The sequence below is a fragment of the Haloactinomyces albus genome (assembly GCF_031458135.1).
GTDB classification, from domain to species: Bacteria; Actinomycetota; Actinomycetes; order Mycobacteriales; family Pseudonocardiaceae; genus Haloactinomyces; species Haloactinomyces albus.
The window spans coordinates 1,800,630-1,819,682 of the sequence record NZ_JAVDXW010000001.1 but is presented as its reverse complement, the minus strand read 5'-3'; the positions used below and the strand labels follow the sequence as shown (position 1 = coordinate 1,819,682).

The following is a 19,053-nucleotide window of genomic DNA, read 5'->3' as shown; positions in this document are numbered from 1 at the left end:
TGAGATCCTGCGCTGCAGGATTTTCCCGGTCATTGGGGAAAGGCGTGCAGCACTCGTTTCTCGATGGTCTGCAGGGCGGCATTGAGGGCGTATCCGAGCACGCCCAGCAGCACGATTCCGGCCCAGAGCTGTGTGTAGTCGAATCGGAACTGTGCGAGTGTCATCGTGTGGCCGATGCCGTTGGTCGCCCCGACGAGCTCGGAGATCACCATCATGATCAGCGCGAGGGAGAGGCTGATCCGCAGCCCGGCGAAGATCTTCGGCAGCGCCGTGGGAAGCACGATGGCGCGCAACCACTGTCCACGGGGGATGCGAAATGCGCGGGCGGTTTCGGCCTTGGTGGTGTCGACCGCGCGAGCGCCGTCGGCGCTGTTGAGCAGGACCGGCCAGATGGACCCGAAGATGATCGTGGCCAGTTGCATCCTGAATCCGATGCTGAACAGCACCAGGAAGACCGGTACCAGCGCGGGAGGCGGAATCGACCGGGCGAACGACAGCAGGGGACCGCAGTAGGCCATGGCGTTGTGGGAACGGCCCAGCAACAGGCCGACTGTCACCCCGACCACCGCGGCGAGCAGCCAGCCGAGCAACAACCGGCCCACGCTGGGAAATATGTCGGCGAAGGCCGCATCGGTCAGAAACACCTGCCCGGCCGGACCGCTGAACCAGTTGCTCCACATCCGCGTACCGATCTCCAGCGGTGTGGGGAAGAAGAGGCTCTGCGCCGAGACGGTCGCCAGTTGCCAGCCGAGTACGCAGGCGAAGAACACCGTCCACTGCTGTGCCAACCGACCGAATCGGTTTCGCAGCCGCGCCGGTGCCGCATCGGTGATCCTGGTCGCCGCGCTCATGTCGTCCCTCCGGCCGGTGCCCAGGTAACCCAGCGCCGCTGTACGCCCGCCATCCCGGCGTTGATCAGGTATCCCAGCATTCCGGCGACCAGGGTGCCTGCCAGGACCTGGTCCATCCGTCCCGCACCGCTGCTGGCGAGGTAGATGAAGTGGCCGATACCGCCGCTTCCCGGTGCCAGCATCTCGGTGCTGATCAGCACGATCAGTGCCGTGCTCGCGGACAGGCGCAGACCGGTCAGGACGAACGGCGTCACGCTCGGCAGCGTGACCCGCAGCAGCACCTCGCGGCGGGAGATGTTGAACGCCCTGGTCGAGTCGATCAATTGGTCATCGATCTCGCCGAGGGCGTAGATGGTGTTGAACAGGAGTGGCCAGACCGCCGCGTAGACGGCGAGGAAGATCTTGGTGTCGGGGCCGCCACCGGCGATGACCAGCACCAGCGGGATCAGCGCCACCGACGGGATCGGCCGGAGGAACTCCACCACGGCACCGACGGCGTTACGCAGCATCGGCACGCTGCCCAGCAGTAGTCCGGCCGGGACGGCGATCACCGCCGTGATCGAGAGCGCGATCAGCCAGGCCAGCATCGTGGCGATGACATCGAGGAGGAAGGTTCGCTCGCCGAGGAGGCGAGCCAGCTCCGTCAGCACGATGGACGGAGGCGGAAGGTATTCCTGCGGAGCCAGGCCGGAGCGGCCGACGATCTCGCACACTCCGAGAAAGCCGGCCACTCCGATCAGGGCTCGAACGCTATGACGCATGGAGTCCGAGTCCGTTGTGCTGCTCGATGTGCACGGTCACGGTCACTTCGCGGGCGGTGCGTGGAACAACATGGATTCGACGTCGAACTTGCCCTGGGGAAGTTCCCCGTTGGCCTTCATCAGCCCGACGACCCGCTGCAGCCGGGAGGCATCCAGTGTCGTGGGATAGGTACCGATCTGCACCAGGGGAGCCGTCTCCGGATCGATCTTGGTGTAGGTGGGGAGGAGTTTCTCGACCTTGTTGCGATCCGCACCGGCCTCTTGCTGGGCTCGCGACATCACCCGCTGGAACTTGGCCGCGGCGCCACGGTGGTTTTCCACCCATTTCTGAGTTGCCGCGTATCCGGCGATGGGCATGTTCGCGGTGGGCCCCGATGCGGTGTCGAGCAGTGTCTCGGCGCCGAGCTTGTTGGCTTGGGAGATGAACGGTTCGATCACCGAAGCGGCCGCGACATCGCCACGTTGCACGGCTGAGGGCATGTCCGGGAAGTCCATGGTCACGAACTCGTAGTCTTCTCCCGGAGTCAGCCCGTAGGGCTTCAGCGTCGTGATCGTGAGCAGCTCGTTGATGTTCGCGCGGGTGTTGACCGCGATCTTCTCGTTCTGCAGCCTCTCGGGAGAGGTGATCCCCTTACCGGGCATGCGCATCAGCAGGAAGGTGCCCTTGGCGGCCTGGTAGGCGTCCGAGATGGCCTTGAGGTCCACCACTCCCTTCTGCTGGGCGCGGAAGAACGAGACCCAGTTCCCGAAGGTGACGTCCAGGGAGCCGTTGGCCAGCTTGGGGATGCCCTGAGCGCCGCCGGAGATGGTCTGCAGATCGAGCTTGAGGCCGGCTTGTTCGAAGTAACCGTTCTGGATGGCCAGGTGCAGTGGAGCCACGTCGACCGCGGGCATCGTACCGACGGTGATCGTGGTCAGGCCGTTGCCATTGCCCTGGTTGGCGGCTTTGCCTTCCGAACCGCTGAGTAGGCCGCAGCCGGAGACGAGGAAGAGACCGATGCAGGCGGTCAGTGTCAGGGCTGTCCGAAGCGGTGAGCCGCGTCTGCGGCGGACTCGGGAGACAGGTCGAACCATCTCGGGCTCTCCGGTGACGTGGTAGGTGAGGAACGCCATGCACTCTTACGTCTCCGCCACTGCGAGTCAACAGTGCTGGAGAACTCAACCGGAAGAGTGAGGCTGTTCACGGACGCCGTGGGGGCGCCGCCAGCGGGCCGGAGATTGATTTCACCTGAATGGGCGTTCAGGAACTGAGTATGAATCACCCTACGTATAGCGAGCCCCACTTCCCCGCCCGTGGTCGTCGCCAGTACGCTGGGCCCGCCCATGGGAGTGACAACCTCGTGCTCCCGTGTGGCGAGGGACTGGGCGGCCTGCTGGTCACCTTCCCCTGAGCTGCAAATTTCGGCTTTTCGTGCCGGCTGGTGACCAGGTCGGTGCGGCACGTGCCCGCAACTGTCGGAATGAGGAAGCCCGGAGTGGCCCGAGGAGACAAAGGCCCCGATCGTCTCGACATGGTCGGGTCAGCAGATTCCCACCCCCCCTCGATGGGTGATGGATCTGCTACTGCTCGTGATGGTGACATGCCGTCGTCATCGATACGGGACTCGATGCCGCAGGGTACGGACGTCGGCCCCATGGGCGGGCGGAACACCGGCCGTGGCTGGGCAGGCATGCGATCCATACGCAACTGGCGGCTGCGGACCAAACTCCTCGTGGTTCTGCTGGTTCCGTCGATCGCGGCACTGGCCCTGGGGGTCTTCCAGGTCCACTCCGCGTACACGCAGGTGCAAGCTCTCGCAGGCAACAGTCGTCAGGTCGAGTTGCACTCCAGCGTCCTGTCGGTCATGCACGAGCTGCAGCGCGAGCGCGACCTCACGGTCTCCTACATCGCCTCGGGTCGGACAGCCGACAGAACCGAGTTGGACAAGCAACGAGCCGCTGTGGATCGAGCGATCTCCCGGTTCCGTTCCGACATCGAACGAGTCCAAAGCGGCTCGTACCCCGAGGTGGCCGACCGGTTCCACAAGGCCGCCTCCAGTCTCGACCGCCTCGCTTCGCTGCGCCAGGTCACCGACAACACGCAGTACCCCGCCGACGCTGCCCTGCGGGCCTACACCAGCATCGTGGACAGCCTGTTGCATCTGGGCGAGCAGGACATCACGCGGATCGACAATCCCGAGGTCGTCCGTCTCGTCCTGGCAGCCAGCGCGATGTCCCATGTCGAGGAGCAGGAATCCACCAAGCGGGCGTTGCTGGCCGCGGTGCTGCACGGCGATGGTTTCGATGCGGGCGAGCAGCGGGAATTCCTCGCTGCCGACGCGGCACTGCAGGCTGCTCTGCACGACTTCCGAAAATGGGCCACTCCCGCACAGCTGCAGTCCTACAACGACATCGTGTCCGGCTTGGCCGTGGACAGGGCAAGCACCATCGAGGAAACGGCGCTCGTGCGGGCCCGGTCCGACAGCACGGCGGCCCAGTCCGGAACTCGGCCCGGAAGCCCGGTGACCCAGTCCGATGAGGCGCTCGCCGGGCTGTCGACTCAGGAGTGGCTGCAGACCTCCACCGAGACCGTCAACCTGACCCACCGGATGAGTCGGCAGTTGCACGGGCAGTTGCAGGACAGAGTGGACGCACTCGCCGGCGAGGCACGTACCCGGATGTACCTCGCGGCAGGGCTGGTCCTCGGTGCGCTGGTGCTGGCGTTCGCGATCGCTTTGATGGTGGGTCGTTCGCTGCTGTTGCCGCTGCGAACACTGCGTCGTTCGGCCCTGGACGTGGCCGACAACCGTCTGCCCGAGGCAGTGGATTCGATCCTCGACGAGTCCGATCCGGACACTTCCGTCCGTGGCCGGATCGAGCCGATCCCGGTGCACACGGAGGAGGAGATCGGCCGGGTGGCCCGATCCTTCGATGCCGTGCATTCACAGGCCCTGCGCCTGGCCTCCGAACAGGCATTGCTGCGCAACAACGTCAATGACCTCTTCGTCAACCTGGCGCGGCGCAGTCAGACGCTGGTACAGCGTCAACTCTCGCTCATCGAACGCCTGGAACAGGACGAACAGGATCCGGATCAGCTCAGCAGTCTGTTCGAGCTGGACCATCTCGCCACTCGGATGCGGCGCAACAACGAGAATCTGCTGATTCTGGGGGGCACCGACCTGACCCGGCGGACGATGCGGCCGGTTCCGCTGACCGAGGTCGTCGGTGCCGCGGTCTCCGAGGTGGAGCAGTACGCACGGATCGCCATCGCCGACGCTCCCGAACTGGCGATCCAAGGGCGCATCGTCAACGACGTCGTGCATCTGATCGCCGAGCTGCTGGAGAACGCCACCGTGTTCTCCAACCCGGACACCGAGGTCACCGTCCGGACCGTTTACCGCAAGCAGGAGCTCGTCCTGGAGATCCGCGACCGTGGTGTGGGTATCGACAGCGAAGAACTGTCCGATATCAACGACCGGTTGACCCGGCCACCGGATGTGGATGTCGCGGTCTCGCGCCGCATGGGTCTCTACGTGGTCGGTCAGCTGTCGCGGCGGCACGATATCGGTGTTGAGCTGCAGAACAACGAGGATCTCGAAGGCGGCATCACCGCGACGGTCCGCCTCTCCGGGCAGATCGTGGTCCAGCTCACCCCGGACGGTCCGATGCCGATGCCGGACATCCAGCATGCGCCGAGCGGTGAACAACGTGATCCGCTCTCCGACACCGGTGCGCACGGGGGACTCGCCGCTGCCTTCGGCCGGGACGGGATCGAGCGTGCACCGGTCGAGCCGCCCACCGAGATGGCCATGCCGGTGGGTGGCGATGCGCGGACATCGGCCGAGGAGCCGGTGGAGGATTCGTGGCCCCAGGATTCGTGGCCCCAGGATTCGTGGCCGGAACTCGAGGAGATCGGCGAACCGGCCAATCAGTACTCCGTGCATGTTTCCTCGGGCAGTTCTTACGGGGTAGCCGATGTGCCGCACTGGGACGCGACTTCCGACGTGGTGAAGTCCGGGGGTGATGACGAGTTCACCCGGGACGAGCCCGTCGAGGCCGAATGGCCGAGCGAGGATGCCGTCATGGACGAGGAGGTCCCCGACGCACTTGACGGGCAATGCGGGGTCCCACCGGGAGTCGACGATCCCGGGAACTTGTTCCACAGCCCCTTCGAGGCCGAGAAGACGACTCAATTCGCGCGGATTCCCGCCGAAGAGGAGCGGGCACGGGACGTGGCGGGTGCTCCGGCACCGGTGGACAACGGCGTTCAGGCCCAGGATCCGGCGGACAACACCTGGTCGAAGGGGGTTGCCCGCGACATGGACGATGCGCCGACCGAGCGTCTACCCATTTATGAAGCCGTGCTCTCGCAGTGGTTCCGCGAGTCGGACGAGGACGACAATGCCCGTCCCATGACACGCGGATCGTCCCGGGAGGAAGCAGGCAACTTCGATTCGTCCGCGCCGAGCGCGCCTGCGGAGCGGCCGAACAATGGTTCCCCGGTGTCGCAATCCCCGCCGTCCCGGGACGCGGTGCTCGACCAGGACACCGCCATGAACATGTTCGGTGGTCCTGCCGGCTTCGAAGTGGAACCCGACGAGTTCGCCGCCCGCAACGGCACGGGATGGTCACCTGCCGAGGAGACACCATCCTGGGATCCGTTTGCCGCTCGGAACGGGCACTCCGGTCGGAACGGTTCGTCGGTTCTACCCGACCCGGCCGAGGAATCGGCGCCGAACGGTTCGGCTCTCCCGTCGAATGTGCCCGAGGGCCCCCGCGTCGGGCGGCGGGCGGCGACCCGCGAACAGCGAGACCGGGTTGCCCAGGCGCGGCAGGCAGCCGAACCCGGTTGGGGAGCCGGCGACGCGGGGTGGCAGGCCGCCGAGGCGCTTCTGGAACAGGACGAGCAGGAACAGGAAACGACCTCCGCGGGTCTGCCCAAGCGCAAGCCCCAGTCCAATCTGGTTCCGGGGTCGGCTGCGCCGCAGCCGCAGTCTCCGCCCCCCAGCAGACCCACCTCGGCCCGCTCGGCGGATGCTGTGCGTGGCAGGATGTCGAACTTCCAGCAAGGTGTCCAGCGTGGTAGGCACGCCAAGACGGAAGAATCGGCCTCGACCGAACAGTCCCACTCGATCCCGAGTCGTCACGAGGAGCAGGAGTGACCGGGTCCGTCCAGCAACCCATGAGCAGCAACAGCTTCAGTTGGCTGATTACCGACTTCGTACGCCGGGTTCCCGGCGTTGCGCACGCGGTCGTGGTCTCCGCGGACGGTCTGTTGCTCGCAGGCTCGCAGGGTCTGCCCCGCGACCGTGCCGAGCAGCTTTCCGCGGTCGCGTCCGGCCTGGTCAGTTTGACTCAGGGTGCGGCGCGATGCTTCGAGGCCGGTGACGTCACCCAGACTGTCGTCGAGATGGAGCAGGGCTACTTGTTCCTGATGTCGATCAGCGATGGCTCCTGCCTCGCGGTGCTGGCCGCGCCCAACGCCGACATCGGACTGGTCGCCTACGAGATGACCCTGCTTGTGGAGCGGGTCGGCCGCCAGCTCACCCCCGAATTGCGCGCACAGTTGCAGGGGATGGGGCGATGAGTGCCGCCGTTGCTGAGGGGAGCTCACCATGAGCGAGGGCGCCGATCCCAACTGGGATGGTGATCTCTTCCGGTTGTACAGCAATCGGATGGGCTCGGATTCCTGGCAGGACGACTTCCTCGATGGTCCACGCGAGGAGGAGCCGGGTTCCGACTCTCGTGGGCAGACCGAGCGGACGGGCGATTACGAGCGTGGCCTGTTCGGTGGTCCGGGTGCCGACCTGTTCGGCTCCGGCTACGGCTCGGAGCGGGCGGATGCCGGTGACCGGTCCGGTTCGGAGCAGTATCCGGACTCGGGGGCCGTGTCGATGCCGTCGATCTCCAAGCCGATGTCTCCGATCTCGCAGTCGATGCCGTCCATCTCCGGATCGATGCCGTCCATACCCGGCCAGGCGGCATCGGACGATGACGGGTCGGACGACGTCGGATCCCTGATGCGGCCGTACGCCCGAACACGGGGACGTACCCGCACGGAATACGATCTGGCTATCGAAACGCTGGTGTCGACCAGTGAGCGAGGCCGTACGCAGACCGCGCAGGCCACGCCCGAGCACCGCTCCATTTGTGGGTTGTGCACGGATACTCGCTCGGTAGCCGAGATCTCGGCCCATCTGCGCCTGCCACTCGGTGTGGTGCGGGTGTTGATCGGTGACATGGCCGGTCTCGGCCTGGTTCAAATTCACGAGAGTGGAATGGTCGTGGGCGACCGGCCGTCCATGGAGTTCTTGGAAAGGGTGCTCAGTGGGCTTCGCAGACTCTGATCCCCCCGGGATGGCCGGAAACCAAGGCGGCGACAAGACCTCGACGAAGATCGTGGTCGCCGGTGGTTTCGGTGTCGGTAAGACGACCTTTGTCGGGTCGGTGTCCGAGATCCTGCCGTTGACGACCGAAGCGGTCATGACCGAGGCGAGTGTGGAGGTCGACGACCTCTCCGCGACCCCGGCCAAGTCGACGACGACCGTGGCGATGGACTTCGGCCGCGTCTCGCTGGATTCCGACCTCATCTTGTACCTGTTCGGCACACCGGGCCAGCATCGTTTCTGGTTCATGTGGGACGACCTGGTGCGTGGTGCGATCGGCGCGGTCGTGCTCGTCGACACCCGCAGGCTCGCGGACGCGTTCGCCTCGATCGACTTCTTCGATGACCGGCAATTGCCGTACGTCGTGGCGGTGAACACATTCGACGGCGTCCTGCATCACCGCGTGGAAGACGTGCGGGAGGCGCTGACCATCGACGAGTCGGTACCCATCCTGTGCTGCGACGCCCGGGAGAAGGAGTCGACCAAGGAAACCCTGATCACGCTGGTGCAGCATGCCATGCGGCAACGCATGGCCACGGCTTCCGGGTGACCGCCCCCTGGCGGGACGATAAAAATGCAGTTTCGCGCGAAACTGCAAAAATCAGCGGGGTCACTCCTCGACGACGGCGACCGAGGTAATGCGGTGCAGCGGGAAGCTGCCCACTTCACCGAGTCCCTGGTCGAAGCCCTGCAGCACGCCGCCGCCGACGCTGACCGGCTCCACGACGCGCTGGGTCGCCCCACCGTGGGCGTCGACGAAGCCGAGCCAGACGCTCCGGCGCTGCCGTGCCGCGTCCTGGAGCAGCGCCAGCGTCGCCGTGGCGCTGGGGCGCCCGCGCTCGGGAACCACGGTGTCGCCGCGCCGTGCCGCCGCGGCGTGGTCGCCCGCGCGCATCGTGCGTACCCGTTCCGCGAGTTGCTCCTCGTCGGGTGTCGATGCGGGAGCCGGGGGCTGTGCCGCCCGGCCTCGCCCGCTCACGCGCCGTGCACCGGGTCGCAGGTCCAGCACCCGGCCGTCCGGCCCTTCCGCTACGGGAGCGAACCCGGCCGTCTGTAGTCCGCCGACCACTTCGCCCAGCGGCAGCGGACTGATCAGGATGGTCGGTGCGATCCTGCGCAGCTCCAGTCCGGATACTGCGGGGTTGGCGAGCACTTCGGCGAGCAGGACGGGGTCGTCGCAGCGCAGGAAGGACGAGGCGGTACCGGCGCGGAGCCTTCCGTGTCTGCGGGCGACGTCGTCGACAAGGTAGGTCAGGGACTGCGGAACGGGAGTGCGCGAGCGATTTCGGAACAGGGCGTGCAGGTCGTCCGCGCTGCGTCCGGCGTCCAGCGCGCGGCGGACGCTGGCCTCGCTGATCCGGTACACGGTCGCGCTGCCCGCGGATTCGACGTCGGCGACGAGGTTCATCTCGGAGGCCAAGTCCGGCTCCAGTCGTCCGGCCGCGACCACGGTCAGGTCGGCCTGCACCATCACATGGTCGAGCGGTTCCGGCAGAGCAGTCCCCAGCAGCCTCGCAGCCTCGTTCGCATCGCCTTCGAGGAGTGCGCGCCCGGCAGTGGTCAAACCGCCGAGTGCGATGATGCCCAACGCGGTCGCCTCGGAAAGGGTCCAGCGCACGAGGTCGTCGCGGAGTCGGCCTCCGCGCCTCGGTGCCCGCCACGCCAGAACGGCGACGGCGTCCTCCGGCGTACGCACTCCGTGCCCGGAGGGCAGCTCGTCGAGCAGGCTCAGAATGCGACGCCGCTCCCGCGGTGCCGAGGGGTGCCGCAGCTCCTCGGAGAGGGGTCCGAGTGGCCGGTCCTTCTCGTCGCGGGTGCCGATGAGGCCGGGAAGCCGGGGCATGTCCATCCAGGTCCGGGCGAGCGGAAGCCAGCGCTGTTCGGGCGCGGAGGCCAGCCACGTGTCGGCGTGGACGGTGGGTACCCATTCCGCGGACTCGTCCGCACTGTCGGCGATCAAACCCGCTGCGGCGGCGAGTTCCACGATCAGGGCGGTCCGGTTCTCGTCGATCTCCAGCGCCTTGCCGGTCCGGCGCAGCTCCCGGATCCCCACGCCACCCGAACGCAGGACATCCGGTGGCTGCTCACCCCAGGATTCGATCAGCAGTTCGGCATGCCGGGACAGCTCCAGTACCTCGCCGGCCGCGGTGGAATCGAGAGTGGGTTGGCCGTGGGAGCGGGCATCGAGCAGTGGTTCCTCGGGCTCGACGGAGCCCATCGGCCGGTCGCCGCGCACGGCCAGCGCCAGTTGCCGGGGGAGTTCCACCGTGGCGCTGTCCCGGCGCAGCAGCAGGTTCCTGGCGAGAAGGCGCTGAATCGGCGTTTGTGCTTGTTCGAGCGAGGCGCGGGTGTTCGCGTCTTTCGTCCGTCCCACGGGTGGTCCCACGGCGAGTGCGTCGACCAGGCGTCGTTCTTCCTCGTCGAGGGTGTCCAGCATGTCCCGTGCCCGTGCTTCGGTGAGCTCCGGTGCGGCGCCGCCGAGACCGCCGGGAAAAGTCGAGATCGTCTCCCGCACGGCGGGTATCAGCGACAGTTGCGCTTCCTCGCCCCACACGAGCGCGCGCTCACGCAGGACGGCCAGCGAGCGGCGCACGCGGGCTCGGGTGATATCACTGCCGAGGAATTCCGCGAGTGCGGTGCTCGAAACCGGTGACTCGTCGGCGTCGAGCAGGACCAGCGCCTCCAGCACGGACAACGTGAACGAGTCGAGTTCCTCGTAGGTTCGAGCCACCGAGGAGCGGACACCCGCACGGGTGGCCAACACCGATATGTCGGCGGGTGCGGGAGTGGCCAGGTCGGGTCTGGCACGCAACAGTGCCAGCAGTTCGTCATCGCTGCGGGCGCGGAGCCAGTCGACGAGGGAGGGCCAGTCCGCTGGTGAGGAGGAATCCGCTCGTGAGCTACCGGGCATCCCTATCAAGATACCGGTTGGTGCAGTCACCGGGAGAGCAGCGGGCGGCCACCCGGTGCCCGTTGTGGGACTCCGGGGACGATCGGGCAAACTGGACCCGAACAGTACTCGGACCAGGAGGACGACGTGGCGAGCGGGAAGAAGAAGGACAGCGAGCGCATCGATCCGGCGTGGCCGCAGGTGGGGGAGGCCGACGATGCTCCGGTCAGCGAGCTGGTCACCGACCGACAGGGGGCCATGTCGCCGTTCGGAGACATCACCTTCCCACTGGCCGAAGACAGTGTTCCCTATGTGCACCCCGAGACCAGGGTCAACAAGTGACCGAGTGACCGCGGGCGGTACCGCTCGCGCATGCTCGGGCGGCTCCGTTTCGGGTTTTCCGCTCGGGTGACCACCCTGCCGCAGCGAGTCGCTCCGGCGTTTCGGTGTCCGTACCCGGTGGGGCACTTGCCCGGCACAAGGCTACGTGGGCACGTGATATAGCTCTCTATCGTAGCGATTGCCGACACAGCAAGGTCCATTCGAGTGATGTTTCTGGAATCATGTGCGGGAGTGAATTATCCGCTTTTTTTCCAGTGACAGGGGGCAGCATGCCGGTTCCGGGTCCGGGCTATTCGATCACCGTCCGTGTGGAAGCCCCTCCGTCTGCCAGCGCAGCCGGTGACCTGACCAGTGCTGTCGGCCGTACCGGGGGTGTGATCACGGCGTTCGACATCGTCGAGTCCCACGCCGATCGCATCGTGGTCGACATCACCTGCAATTCCCTGTCGTCCGATCATGCCGAGGACATCACCGAGGTCCTGCGTGCGCTTCCCGGCGTCGAAGTCCGCAAAGTTTCGGACCGGACGTTCCTGGTGCACCTCGGTGGCAAGATCGAAGTCAATTCCAAGGTCGCGCTGGCCAACCGTGACGATCTCTCCCGTGCCTACACTCCCGGTGTGGCGCGGGTGTGCACGGCGATCGCGGAAAACCCCGAAGACGCCCGGCGCCTGACCATCAAGCGCAACAGCATTGCCGTGGTCACCGACGGCTCCGCGGTGCTGGGGCTCGGCAACATCGGGCCTGCGGCCTCGCTGCCGGTCATGGAAGGCAAGGCGGCGCTGTTCAAGAAGTTCGCAGGCGTCAATGCCTGGCCGGTGTGTCTGGATACGCAGGACACGGATGAGATCATCCGCGCGGTCGAACTCCTCGCTCCCGTCTACGGCGGTATCAACCTGGAGGACATCGCCGCGCCGAACTGCTTCGAAATCGAGGCACGTCTCCGCGACAGGCTCGATATCCCCGTGTTCCACGATGACCAGCACGGCACGGCGATCGTGGTGCTCGGGGCTCTGCGCAACGCGTTGCGTGTGGTGGACAAGGACATCACCGACTGCCGTGTCGTGGTCTGCGGAGTGGGCGCAGCGGGCTCGGCGATCATTCGCCTGCTGCAGCACAAACAGCCACGCGAGATCATCGCCGTCGACATCGACGGCATCGTGCACAGCGAGCGGGGCGATACCGACGCCAATCTGCGCTCGATCGCGGCGAGTACGAATGCGGAGGGTCGTACCGGCAGCCTCGGTGACGCGGTGGAAGGCGCCGATGTGTTCATCGGTGTGTCGGCCCCCAACCTGCTCGGTTCCGACGACGTCGCCGCGATGAACTCCGGAGCGGTCGTGTTCGCTCTGGCCAACCCGGATCCGGAGATCGACCCGCTGGAAGCGCAGAAGCACGCCACGGTGGTGGCCACCGGCCGCAGCGACTATCCGAACCAGATCAACAATGTGCTGGCGTTCCCCGGCTTCTTCCGGGGCCTGCTGGACGCCCACGCACACAAAATCACCGATGACATGATGCTCGCCGCCTCGGATGCGATCGCCGATGTCGTCGATGGCAGCGAGCGGGTCAATGCCTCGTTCATCGTGCCCAGCGTGTTCGATTCCACCGTGGCACCCGCCGTGGCGGACGCGGTGCGCCGTGCGGCCACGGAGGGGCAGGTGCCCGCCACCGAGTCCGGTATCGCGGCAGGTGGGGGCGCCCCGGAGTCGGCGGGTGAGAACCGGGGACTCTGACGGTAGGGCGGGCAATTTCTCGCGAAATTGCCCGCAGCGACACGGAGAGTGACACGGGTGCCGCGGACGTGGCTCTTCTGCACTGTTCTAGGGTCGGTACATGGCCCATCAGGACCAATCCCCGCAGGACCGATCCCCGCAGAATCGATCCCCGCAGGACCGATCCCCGCAGGATACGAGCAGGCAGCAGGCGCTCACTCACGTCGATGAGGCCGGGGCCGCGCGCATGGTCGACGTCTCCGACAAGGGGGTCGACGCCCGTACGGCGGTGGCCACCGGTGTCGTACGCACGACCACCGAGGTCGTGGAGCTGCTGCGCAGCGACGACCTGCCCAAGGGCGACGCACTGGCCACTGCCCGGATCGCGGGCATCATGGCTGCCAAGCGCACTCCGGATCTGGTCCCGTTGTGCCATCCGATCGCGATCTCGGGTGTACGGGTGGATCTCGAAACCGGTGATGCCGAAGTGCGGATCACCGCCACGGTGCGCACCACCGACCGCACCGGCGTCGAGATGGAGGCGCTGACGGCCGTGACCGGTGCCGGGCTCGCCCTGCACGACATGGTCAAGGCCGTGGACCCCGCTGCCGTCCTCGACGGCGTCCGGGTGGAACGCAAGGAAGGCGGCAAGACCGGCATCTGGGTGCGCAACGCACCGGAGGCACAGGAGGAGAACCAATGACCGCACGCACCGCCCGTGTGGTGGCGGCATCGAACCGGGCGGCCGCCGGTGTGTACGAGGATCGGACCGGTCCCGCCATCGTCGAGTGGCTCCGTGAGCGTGGTTACGAGGTGCCCGATCCCGAGGTGCTTCCGGACGGGGAGCCGGTCGGGCAAGCGCTGCGGCGTGCCGTTGCGGACGGTGTGCACGTGGTCATCACGACCGGCGGCACGGGAATCAGCCCGACCGACCGGACTCCCGACGTCACCGCCGAGGTGCTCGACTATCCGATCCCGGGCCTGGCCGACGCCGTGCGCAGCGCCGGGTTGCCGGAGGTTCCCACTTCCGTGCTTTCGAGGGGGATCGCCGGTGTCGGCGGCAGCACGCTGATCGTCAACCTGCCCGGCTCGCAGGGCGGGGTGCGTGATGGCCTCGGTGTTCTCGATGGCGTTCTCGACCATGCGGTGGATCAGGTGCACGGTGGCGACCATGTCCGTTCGGGGCACGCCCGCGCCGGACAGGACGCGGGAGACGAGGGTTCGGGCGGTCAAGGCGGCCGAGGACACGGCCACACCGTGGCACCGAGCGGAGAGGGCGACACAGCGGCCGAGGTGTTGCGCGCCGAGGTCACGCAGGAATCGCTCGATGTCGACGAGCTGGCGCGCCTGGTGGAGCATCGCGCTGCCGGTGCCGTGGTCACCTTCGGCGGAGTGGTGCGTGACCACGATGGCGGGCGTGGCGTTCGGGAACTCGAATACGTGGGGCATCCCAGCGCGCCGGACGTGATCACCACGGTCGCCGAGCAGATCGCGTCCCGGTGTGCGGGTGTCCGCGCCATCGCGGTGGAACACCGCATCGGGGAACTGGGAATCGGTGATGTGGCGCTTGCCTGCGCTGTGGCAGCCGATCATCGCAAGCAGGCCTTCGACACCTGCTCGGAATTGGTGGACGAGGTCAAACGGCAGTTGCCGATCTGGAAGCGGCAGGTTTTCGAGGACAACACCGAAGAGTGGGTCAACTGCCCGTGAGGCAATCGTCGGCGGACTTCGAAGGCCTGCGTGGGCGGTTGCTGAACCGTCGCCTCGGCTTCGACTGTCGCATGTGGAAATGGAACGGGGCCCCACCGCTGGGGGAAGGCGGCAGGGCCCCGGGTCTCATGCGGCCGGTTCGCTCGATCGCGAGGATCTCGAACGCCCGGCCGGACTCACCGACCGATCAACAGCTCGAGGAGTTCACTGGATGTCGAGCTGCTGGCCGGGGAAGATGAGGTTCGGGTTGTTCAGGATATCGGTGTTGCGCTGGTAGATGTCCTGGTAGTTCACGCCGAACCGCTGGCCGATCTTGCTCAGGGTGTCGCCCGACTGGACGGTGTAGTCCGCCCCGTTGGACTGCACACTGCTGGAGCTCTTCACGCCGACGGAGCTCTCCGCGGAACCGGAGCTCTGCTCCGAGGAAGCCTCGGCACTGTCCGAGGTCTCGGCACTGTCCGAGGTCTCGGCACTGCCCGAGGCACTGGCACTGCCCGAGGTACTGCCGTTGACCCAGTTGGTCTTGGCGGTGCAGGCGGGCCAGGCACCCGGCCCCTGGGTTTCCAGCACCTTCTTGGCGACCGCGATCTGCTGCTCACGAGTGGCCTGGTGAGCGTTGGCGGCGTACTGGTCACCGCCGAAGGCGGACCAGGTGGAGGCGGTGAACTGCAGTCCGCCGTAGAAACCGTTACCGGTGTTGATGTGCCAGTCGCCGCTGCTCTCACACTGGGCCAGTTCATCCCAGTCGGCGGCGCTGGCGGGGGCAGCGACCGCGAGGGGGCTGGCGACCACGGCTCCCGCGACGGCGACACGGGCGGCGTTGCGGGCGGCATTGGACTGCTTACGATGCTTGCCTTTATAGCGAGCCATGTCCCTCTCTCCTACCGCGCCTGCGAAGTTAGCTGTCGGGTTCGGACTGTCGGCTGACAAGCCCGGCCGGCTCGGCGAGCCGGCTTCACCCCTAGGGCGTCGGGGCGCCCGGTGGTGGTTCCCCCGCCCCTGTCCGGTCTTGTTTTCGTTCGGGGGTGGGAAGCCCGCCGGACAGGGCTCGGCGCTGCGGACTTCCGGAACTCCTTGCTGGTCGGTTCGGGGCCGACCGAGGAGGACAGTACGTAATCATGAACGGGAACGGAAATCGCAGTGACAGTGACTCTGATCACAGTAACACCGGGGACCGGGTGTTCGATCTGGGGTGTTTTTACTGCTCAGAGAGCCGTTATCAACTCGTTTCCGGGTCGATATCGATCACGGTCAGTGAGGCATGGCTCACTCGTCCGATGAGGTAAGAACCGACTGAGGAAAGAGGTGTTACGCCAGATTTGCCATATTCGTGCCTGCGAGGCGACCGCTGCGATCGTGACGTGTCGAAACTGTATGGACGCTGTGTGTCACGGTACGAGATCCACTGGAGAAAGGTAGATTGATCGGGTTAACCCCGGTCCACCCGGATCTTGAGAGAGATCATCGACGCCTGGCGAAAATCACTCGAACGAGTGCGTCCGACACGCCGACGCAACGGCCGGAAAGGAAGCGGAGACACGGTACTCACGCGTACGCGCACAGCCGCACGCGCGCACGCGCGTGGAAGGAAAGGACCTCGTGTCGAGATGAGGATGAAGCCGTTCAGCCGCCCGCGAACGGCGGGAGAACGTCCAACTGCGCGCCCTCGGTGACCTCGGTGCTCCGATCGCGCACGGCGATACCGTCCAGCAGGAAACCGGATGCCGCGATCACCCGTGCCAAGGCATCGCCGTGCAGGGCGAGCACCGCATCGAGGACGTCGGCGACACTGACCGCGGTAGTACCGGCGGTTGCCTCCTGCCGTGTCACTCGGACCGTCTCCTCGGAGACGCCTGCGGCAGCGCGCGCTCCCGCGAAGTACCGCACACGGACGCCGAGAACGGACGCGGCAGCCGTTCCGGGAGAAAGCGATTCCGCCGGTGCCGATTCCGCCGGTGCCGGCTCCGGCTGCGGTGACCGTACTGCCATTCCTACCCCCCGATCGCGCTCATCGGCCGGGACGGCTGGGCGAACCCTGCACTGTCCATGCCGTGCCCGGCCGCCTTGGCCCACATGGTCTCCCGCCACAGGCGGGCGAGTTCGTCGTCCCCGGCACCGGTGCGCAGCGGCTCACGCAGGTCGGTCTCGGTTTGCGAGAACAGGCACGAGCGGAGCTGGCCGTCGGCGGTGAGCCTGGTGCGATCGCAGTCCGCGCAGAACGGGCGGGTCACCGACCCGATCACGCCGACCGTGCCCGGACCGCCGTCGACGAGCCAGCGCTCGGCCGGGGCCGAACCACGGTCGGCGGAGTGGGCGGTGAGAGCGAACTCCGCCTGAAGCCGCTCCAGGATCTCGTCCGCAGTGATCATCCGGTCGCGGTCCCATGCGTGCTGCGGATCCAGGGGCATCTGCTCGATGAAGCGGAGCTGGTATCCCTTGTCCAGGCAGAAATGCAGGAGGTCCCGGGTTTCGTGCTCGTTGACGTCGCGCATGAGCACCGCATTGACCTTGACGGGTTCCAGCCCCATGGATTTCGCCGCTTCGAGTCCGGCCAGCACGTCATCCAGCCGGTCGCGCCGCGTGAGTTCCCGGAAGGTCTCGCGGTCGAGCGTATCCAGCGACACGTTGACCCGGTCGAGACCGGCCTGCACGAGCTGGTCGGCGTATTGGCCCAGGTTGATGCCATTGGTGGTCAACGACGTTCGTGGTCGGCCGGGCAACGCCGTGGTGGCCGCGATGATGTCCACCAGGTCCTGACGCAGGAGAGGTTCACCGCCGGTGAACCGGACCGTGGTCACCCCGAGAGTTTCGACCGCGAGCCGGATCAGCCGGATCATCTCGTCGGTATCGAGCAGTTCGTTCCGCTTCAACCACGGCAGGCCCTCGGCGGGCATGCAGTAGGTACAGCGGAGATTGCATTTGTCGATCAGGGAGACCCGCAGGTCGGTGGCGACGCGTCCGAAGCGGTCCACCAGGTACGGCGTATCCGGGCGTGCGGATGCGTCGGTCGTCTCGCGGGCGACCGGAATTCCCAGGTCCACGGCACTCACACCCCGAGCCTAACCGGGTGCGCCGACGAAATTCGATCCTGCAGTGGGGTTTTCGTGCTGTGCCGCCGAATCGATCCGTCCCGGCGGAAGGGGTGCTGGGAGGAATCCACGAAATCCACGTTGATCCGCCTCTGCGTCGATAAAGGGGTGGATTTACCCGCAGATGCGGAACTAGCATCGCTCGCATGCCGCAATACCGGGTTTCCGAGGCCGCCGAGCTGTTCGGGGTCAGCGACGACACCGTTCGCCGGTGGGTGGATGCGGAGCAATTGCCCGCCGAACGGGACCCCTCCGGCCGTCTCGTCGTGGAGGGGTCACAACTCGCGGCGTTCGCACGTTCGCAGGCCAAGTCGACCCCGGATCCCTCCGGCGTCGGGCGTTCCGCCCGAAACCGCTTTGTCGGCCTGGTCACCGAGGTGGTCTCGGACCGGGTGATGGCACAGGTCGAGCTGCAGTGCGGGCCGCACCGGGTGGTGTCGCTGATGAGTACCGAGGCGGTCGAGGAGCTGGGACTACGGCCCGGAGTGCTGGCGGTGGCCGTGGTCAAGTCCACGGCAGTCGTGGTGGAGACGCCGGGAGAACGGCCGTGATCGCGGGCGCAAGGACACGAACGACCACCGCGGCAACCACGATCGCCGTGGTGACGGCCCTGCTCGCCGTGCTGACCGGATGCAGTGCGGGCGCGCAGCGCAAACAGACGATGACCGTGCTCGCCGCCGCCTCGCTGACCGAATCCTTCGGAGAGGTACGTGACCGTTTCCACGACGAACATCCCGATGTGCGGATCCGCTTCGACTTTCAGGGATCCTCGCTGCTGGCCGAGCAGCTCAGGCAGGGGCGCCGGGCCGGTGTCTACGCCTCGGCCAACACCGAGACGATGCAGGACGTGGTTCGCGCGGGCGTGGTCGACGGCAGGTCACGGACCTTCGCGACGAACCGGTTGACGATCGTCGTACCGCCCGGCAACCCCGCGGGCATCACCTCGTTCGCGGACCTGGCCCGGCCGAACCAGGCTGTGGTGGTGTGCGCACCACAGGTGCCCTGCGGGGCTGCCGCCGTGCAGGTACAGCGCGAAACCGGCGTGCGGCTCGACCCGGTCAGCGAGGAGAGCGACGTCAAGGACGTGCTGCACAAAGTCGTCGCCGGTGAGGCGGATGCGGGGCTGGTCTACGTGACCGATGCACACTCGGCCGGTGACAAGGTCCGGTCGATCGGCTTTCCCGCCGCCGAGCAGGCGATCAACACCTACCCGATCGCGAAGCTCGAGACCGCGCGGCACCCGCGACTCGCAGCCGAGTTCCTCGAGTTCGTTCGCGGCCCGGTCGGCAACAGGATCCTCGAGAAGTACGGGTTCGGGACACCGTGAGCCGTG

The 19,053-nt window shown here is 66.8% G+C and carries 17 protein-coding genes and 1 riboswitch; of the genes, 10 read left to right on the top strand and 7 right to left on the bottom strand.

Annotated features, from left to right (window positions below):
• Positions 1–29: 29 nt before the first annotated feature.
• The 3 genes from JOF55_RS08520 to JOF55_RS08510 are packed head-to-tail and all read right to left on the bottom strand — an operon-like array spanning position 30 to position 2,725.
• Complete coding sequence (locus JOF55_RS08520) at positions 30–851, bottom strand: ABC transporter permease (RefSeq protein WP_310272200.1); 822 nt, start codon at positions 849–851, stop codon at positions 30–32.
• Entirely contained in the window at positions 848–1,612 is a 765-nt protein-coding gene (locus JOF55_RS08515; RefSeq protein WP_310272197.1) for an ABC transporter permease, read from the bottom strand. The genes JOF55_RS08520 and JOF55_RS08515 overlap by 4 nt, the downstream gene beginning before the upstream one ends.
• Positions 1,613–1,654: 42 nt before the next feature.
• A complete protein-coding gene (locus JOF55_RS08510; protein WP_310272194.1) occupies positions 1,655–2,725 on the bottom strand; it encodes an ABC transporter substrate-binding protein in 1,071 nt (356 codons plus the stop codon).
• 494 nt (positions 2,726–3,219) lie between these two features.
• On the opposite strand from JOF55_RS08510, the gene JOF55_RS08505 reads away from it, so the two are divergent.
• Genes JOF55_RS08505 through JOF55_RS08490 form a run of 4 tightly spaced genes read left to right on the top strand, consistent with a single transcriptional unit; the run spans position 3,220 to position 8,527 of the window.
• Complete coding sequence (locus tag JOF55_RS08505) at positions 3,220–6,753, top strand: sensor histidine kinase (RefSeq protein ID WP_310272190.1); 3,534 nt, start codon at positions 3,220–3,222, stop codon at positions 6,751–6,753.
• Entirely contained in the window at positions 6,750–7,178 is a 429-nt protein-coding gene (locus tag JOF55_RS08500; protein ID WP_374727248.1) for a roadblock/LC7 domain-containing protein, read from the top strand. Before JOF55_RS08505 ends, JOF55_RS08500 begins: the two co-directional genes overlap by 4 nt.
• 28 nt (positions 7,179–7,206) lie before the next feature.
• The gene (locus JOF55_RS08495) at positions 7,207–7,938 is read left to right on the top strand and encodes a DUF742 domain-containing protein (RefSeq protein ID WP_310272186.1); all 732 of its coding nucleotides are present in this window, start codon (positions 7,207–7,209) and stop codon (positions 7,936–7,938) included.
• On the top strand, positions 7,919–8,527 hold the full coding sequence (locus JOF55_RS08490) for a GTP-binding protein (RefSeq protein ID WP_374727247.1): 609 nt from the start codon (positions 7,919–7,921) through the stop codon (positions 8,525–8,527). The genes JOF55_RS08495 and JOF55_RS08490 overlap by 20 nt, the downstream gene beginning before the upstream one ends.
• Positions 8,528–8,587: 60 nt before the next feature.
• Here JOF55_RS08490 and JOF55_RS08485 read toward each other — a convergent pair whose 3' ends face one another.
• Complete coding sequence (locus JOF55_RS08485; RefSeq protein WP_310272178.1) at positions 8,588–10,888, bottom strand: helicase-associated domain-containing protein; 2,301 nt, start codon at positions 10,886–10,888, stop codon at positions 8,588–8,590.
• A gap of 126 nt (positions 10,889–11,014) precedes the next feature.
• Between JOF55_RS08485 and JOF55_RS08480 the strand changes: the two genes are divergently transcribed.
• The 4 genes from JOF55_RS08480 to JOF55_RS08465 all read left to right on the top strand — a co-directional run bounded on the left by JOF55_RS08480 (position 11,015) and on the right by JOF55_RS08465 (position 14,631).
• Positions 11,015–11,209 carry a hypothetical protein gene (locus JOF55_RS08480; RefSeq protein ID WP_310272175.1) on the top strand — a complete coding sequence of 65 codons (195 nt, stop codon included), beginning with the start codon at positions 11,015–11,017 and terminating at the stop codon, positions 11,207–11,209.
• Between the two features lie 269 nt (positions 11,210–11,478).
• Positions 11,479–12,942, top strand: a complete 1,464-nt coding sequence (locus tag JOF55_RS08475; RefSeq protein WP_310272173.1) for an NAD-dependent malic enzyme — start codon at positions 11,479–11,481, stop codon at positions 12,940–12,942.
• A 100-nt stretch (positions 12,943–13,042) separates the two neighbouring features.
• Positions 13,043–13,624: a cyclic pyranopterin monophosphate synthase MoaC gene (gene moaC, locus JOF55_RS08470; RefSeq protein ID WP_310272170.1), complete on the top strand. Its 582-nt coding sequence runs from the start codon at positions 13,043–13,045 to the stop codon at positions 13,622–13,624.
• Entirely contained in the window at positions 13,621–14,631 is a 1,011-nt protein-coding gene (locus JOF55_RS08465) for a molybdenum cofactor biosynthesis protein MoaE (protein WP_310272167.1), read from the top strand. Before moaC ends, JOF55_RS08465 begins: the two co-directional genes overlap by 4 nt.
• Positions 14,632–14,835: 204 nt before the next feature.
• Here JOF55_RS08465 and JOF55_RS08460 read toward each other — a convergent pair whose 3' ends face one another.
• The 3 genes from JOF55_RS08460 to moaA all read right to left on the bottom strand — a co-directional run bounded on the left by JOF55_RS08460 (position 14,836) and on the right by moaA (position 17,681).
• On the bottom strand, positions 14,836–15,501 hold the full coding sequence (locus JOF55_RS08460) for a transglycosylase family protein (protein ID WP_310272164.1): 666 nt from the start codon (positions 15,499–15,501) through the stop codon (positions 14,836–14,838).
• A 1-nt stretch (position 15,502) separates the two neighbouring features.
• Positions 15,503–15,666: riboswitch (cyclic di-AMP (ydaO/yuaA leader) on the bottom strand.
• Positions 15,667–16,254: 588 nt separating this feature from the next.
• Entirely contained in the window at positions 16,255–16,461 is a 207-nt protein-coding gene (locus JOF55_RS24435) for a MoaD/ThiS family protein (protein WP_374727246.1), read from the bottom strand.
• A gap of 161 nt (positions 16,462–16,622) precedes the next feature.
• Complete coding sequence (gene moaA, locus JOF55_RS08450; protein WP_310272158.1) at positions 16,623–17,681, bottom strand: GTP 3',8-cyclase MoaA; 1,059 nt, start codon at positions 17,679–17,681, stop codon at positions 16,623–16,625.
• A 185-nt stretch (positions 17,682–17,866) separates the two neighbouring features.
• Here moaA and JOF55_RS08445 point away from each other — a divergent pair, with 185 nt between their 5' ends.
• Together JOF55_RS08445 and modA are read left to right on the top strand one after the other, a co-directional pair.
• Positions 17,867–18,271, top strand: a complete 405-nt coding sequence (locus JOF55_RS08445; RefSeq protein ID WP_310272155.1) for a TOBE domain-containing protein — start codon at positions 17,867–17,869, stop codon at positions 18,269–18,271.
• Positions 18,268–19,047, top strand: a complete 780-nt coding sequence (gene modA / locus JOF55_RS08440) for a molybdate ABC transporter substrate-binding protein (RefSeq protein ID WP_310272153.1) — start codon at positions 18,268–18,270, stop codon at positions 19,045–19,047. Before JOF55_RS08445 ends, modA begins: the two co-directional genes overlap by 4 nt.
• Positions 19,048–19,053: the final 6 nt, after the last annotated feature.

Coding starts and splice junctions, on each gene's coding strand:
- JOF55_RS08510 (WP_310272194.1), bottom strand. CDS start 2,725: ATGGCGTTCCTCACCTACCACGTCACCGGAGAGCCCGAGATGGTTCGA.
- JOF55_RS08505 (WP_310272190.1), top strand. CDS start 3,220: ATGCCGCAGGGTACGGACGTCGGCCCCATGGGCGGGCGGAACACCGGC.
- JOF55_RS08475 (WP_310272173.1), top strand. CDS start 11,479: ATGCCGGTTCCGGGTCCGGGCTATTCGATCACCGTCCGTGTGGAAGCC.
- JOF55_RS08495 (WP_310272186.1), top strand. CDS start 7,207: ATGAGCGAGGGCGCCGATCCCAACTGGGATGGTGATCTCTTCCGGTTG.
- JOF55_RS08445 (WP_310272155.1), top strand. CDS start 17,867: ATGCCGCAATACCGGGTTTCCGAGGCCGCCGAGCTGTTCGGGGTCAGC.
- moaC (WP_310272170.1), top strand. CDS start 13,043: ATGGCCCATCAGGACCAATCCCCGCAGGACCGATCCCCGCAGAATCGA.
- JOF55_RS08520 (WP_310272200.1), bottom strand. CDS start 851: ATGAGCGCGGCGACCAGGATCACCGATGCGGCACCGGCGCGGCTGCGA.
- JOF55_RS08460 (WP_310272164.1), bottom strand. CDS start 15,501: ATGGCTCGCTATAAAGGCAAGCATCGTAAGCAGTCCAATGCCGCCCGC.
- JOF55_RS08485 (WP_310272178.1), bottom strand. CDS start 10,888: ATGCCCGGTAGCTCACGAGCGGATTCCTCCTCACCAGCGGACTGGCCC.
- JOF55_RS08465 (WP_310272167.1), top strand. CDS start 13,621: ATGACCGCACGCACCGCCCGTGTGGTGGCGGCATCGAACCGGGCGGCC.
- JOF55_RS08515 (WP_310272197.1), bottom strand. CDS start 1,612: ATGCGTCATAGCGTTCGAGCCCTGATCGGAGTGGCCGGCTTTCTCGGA.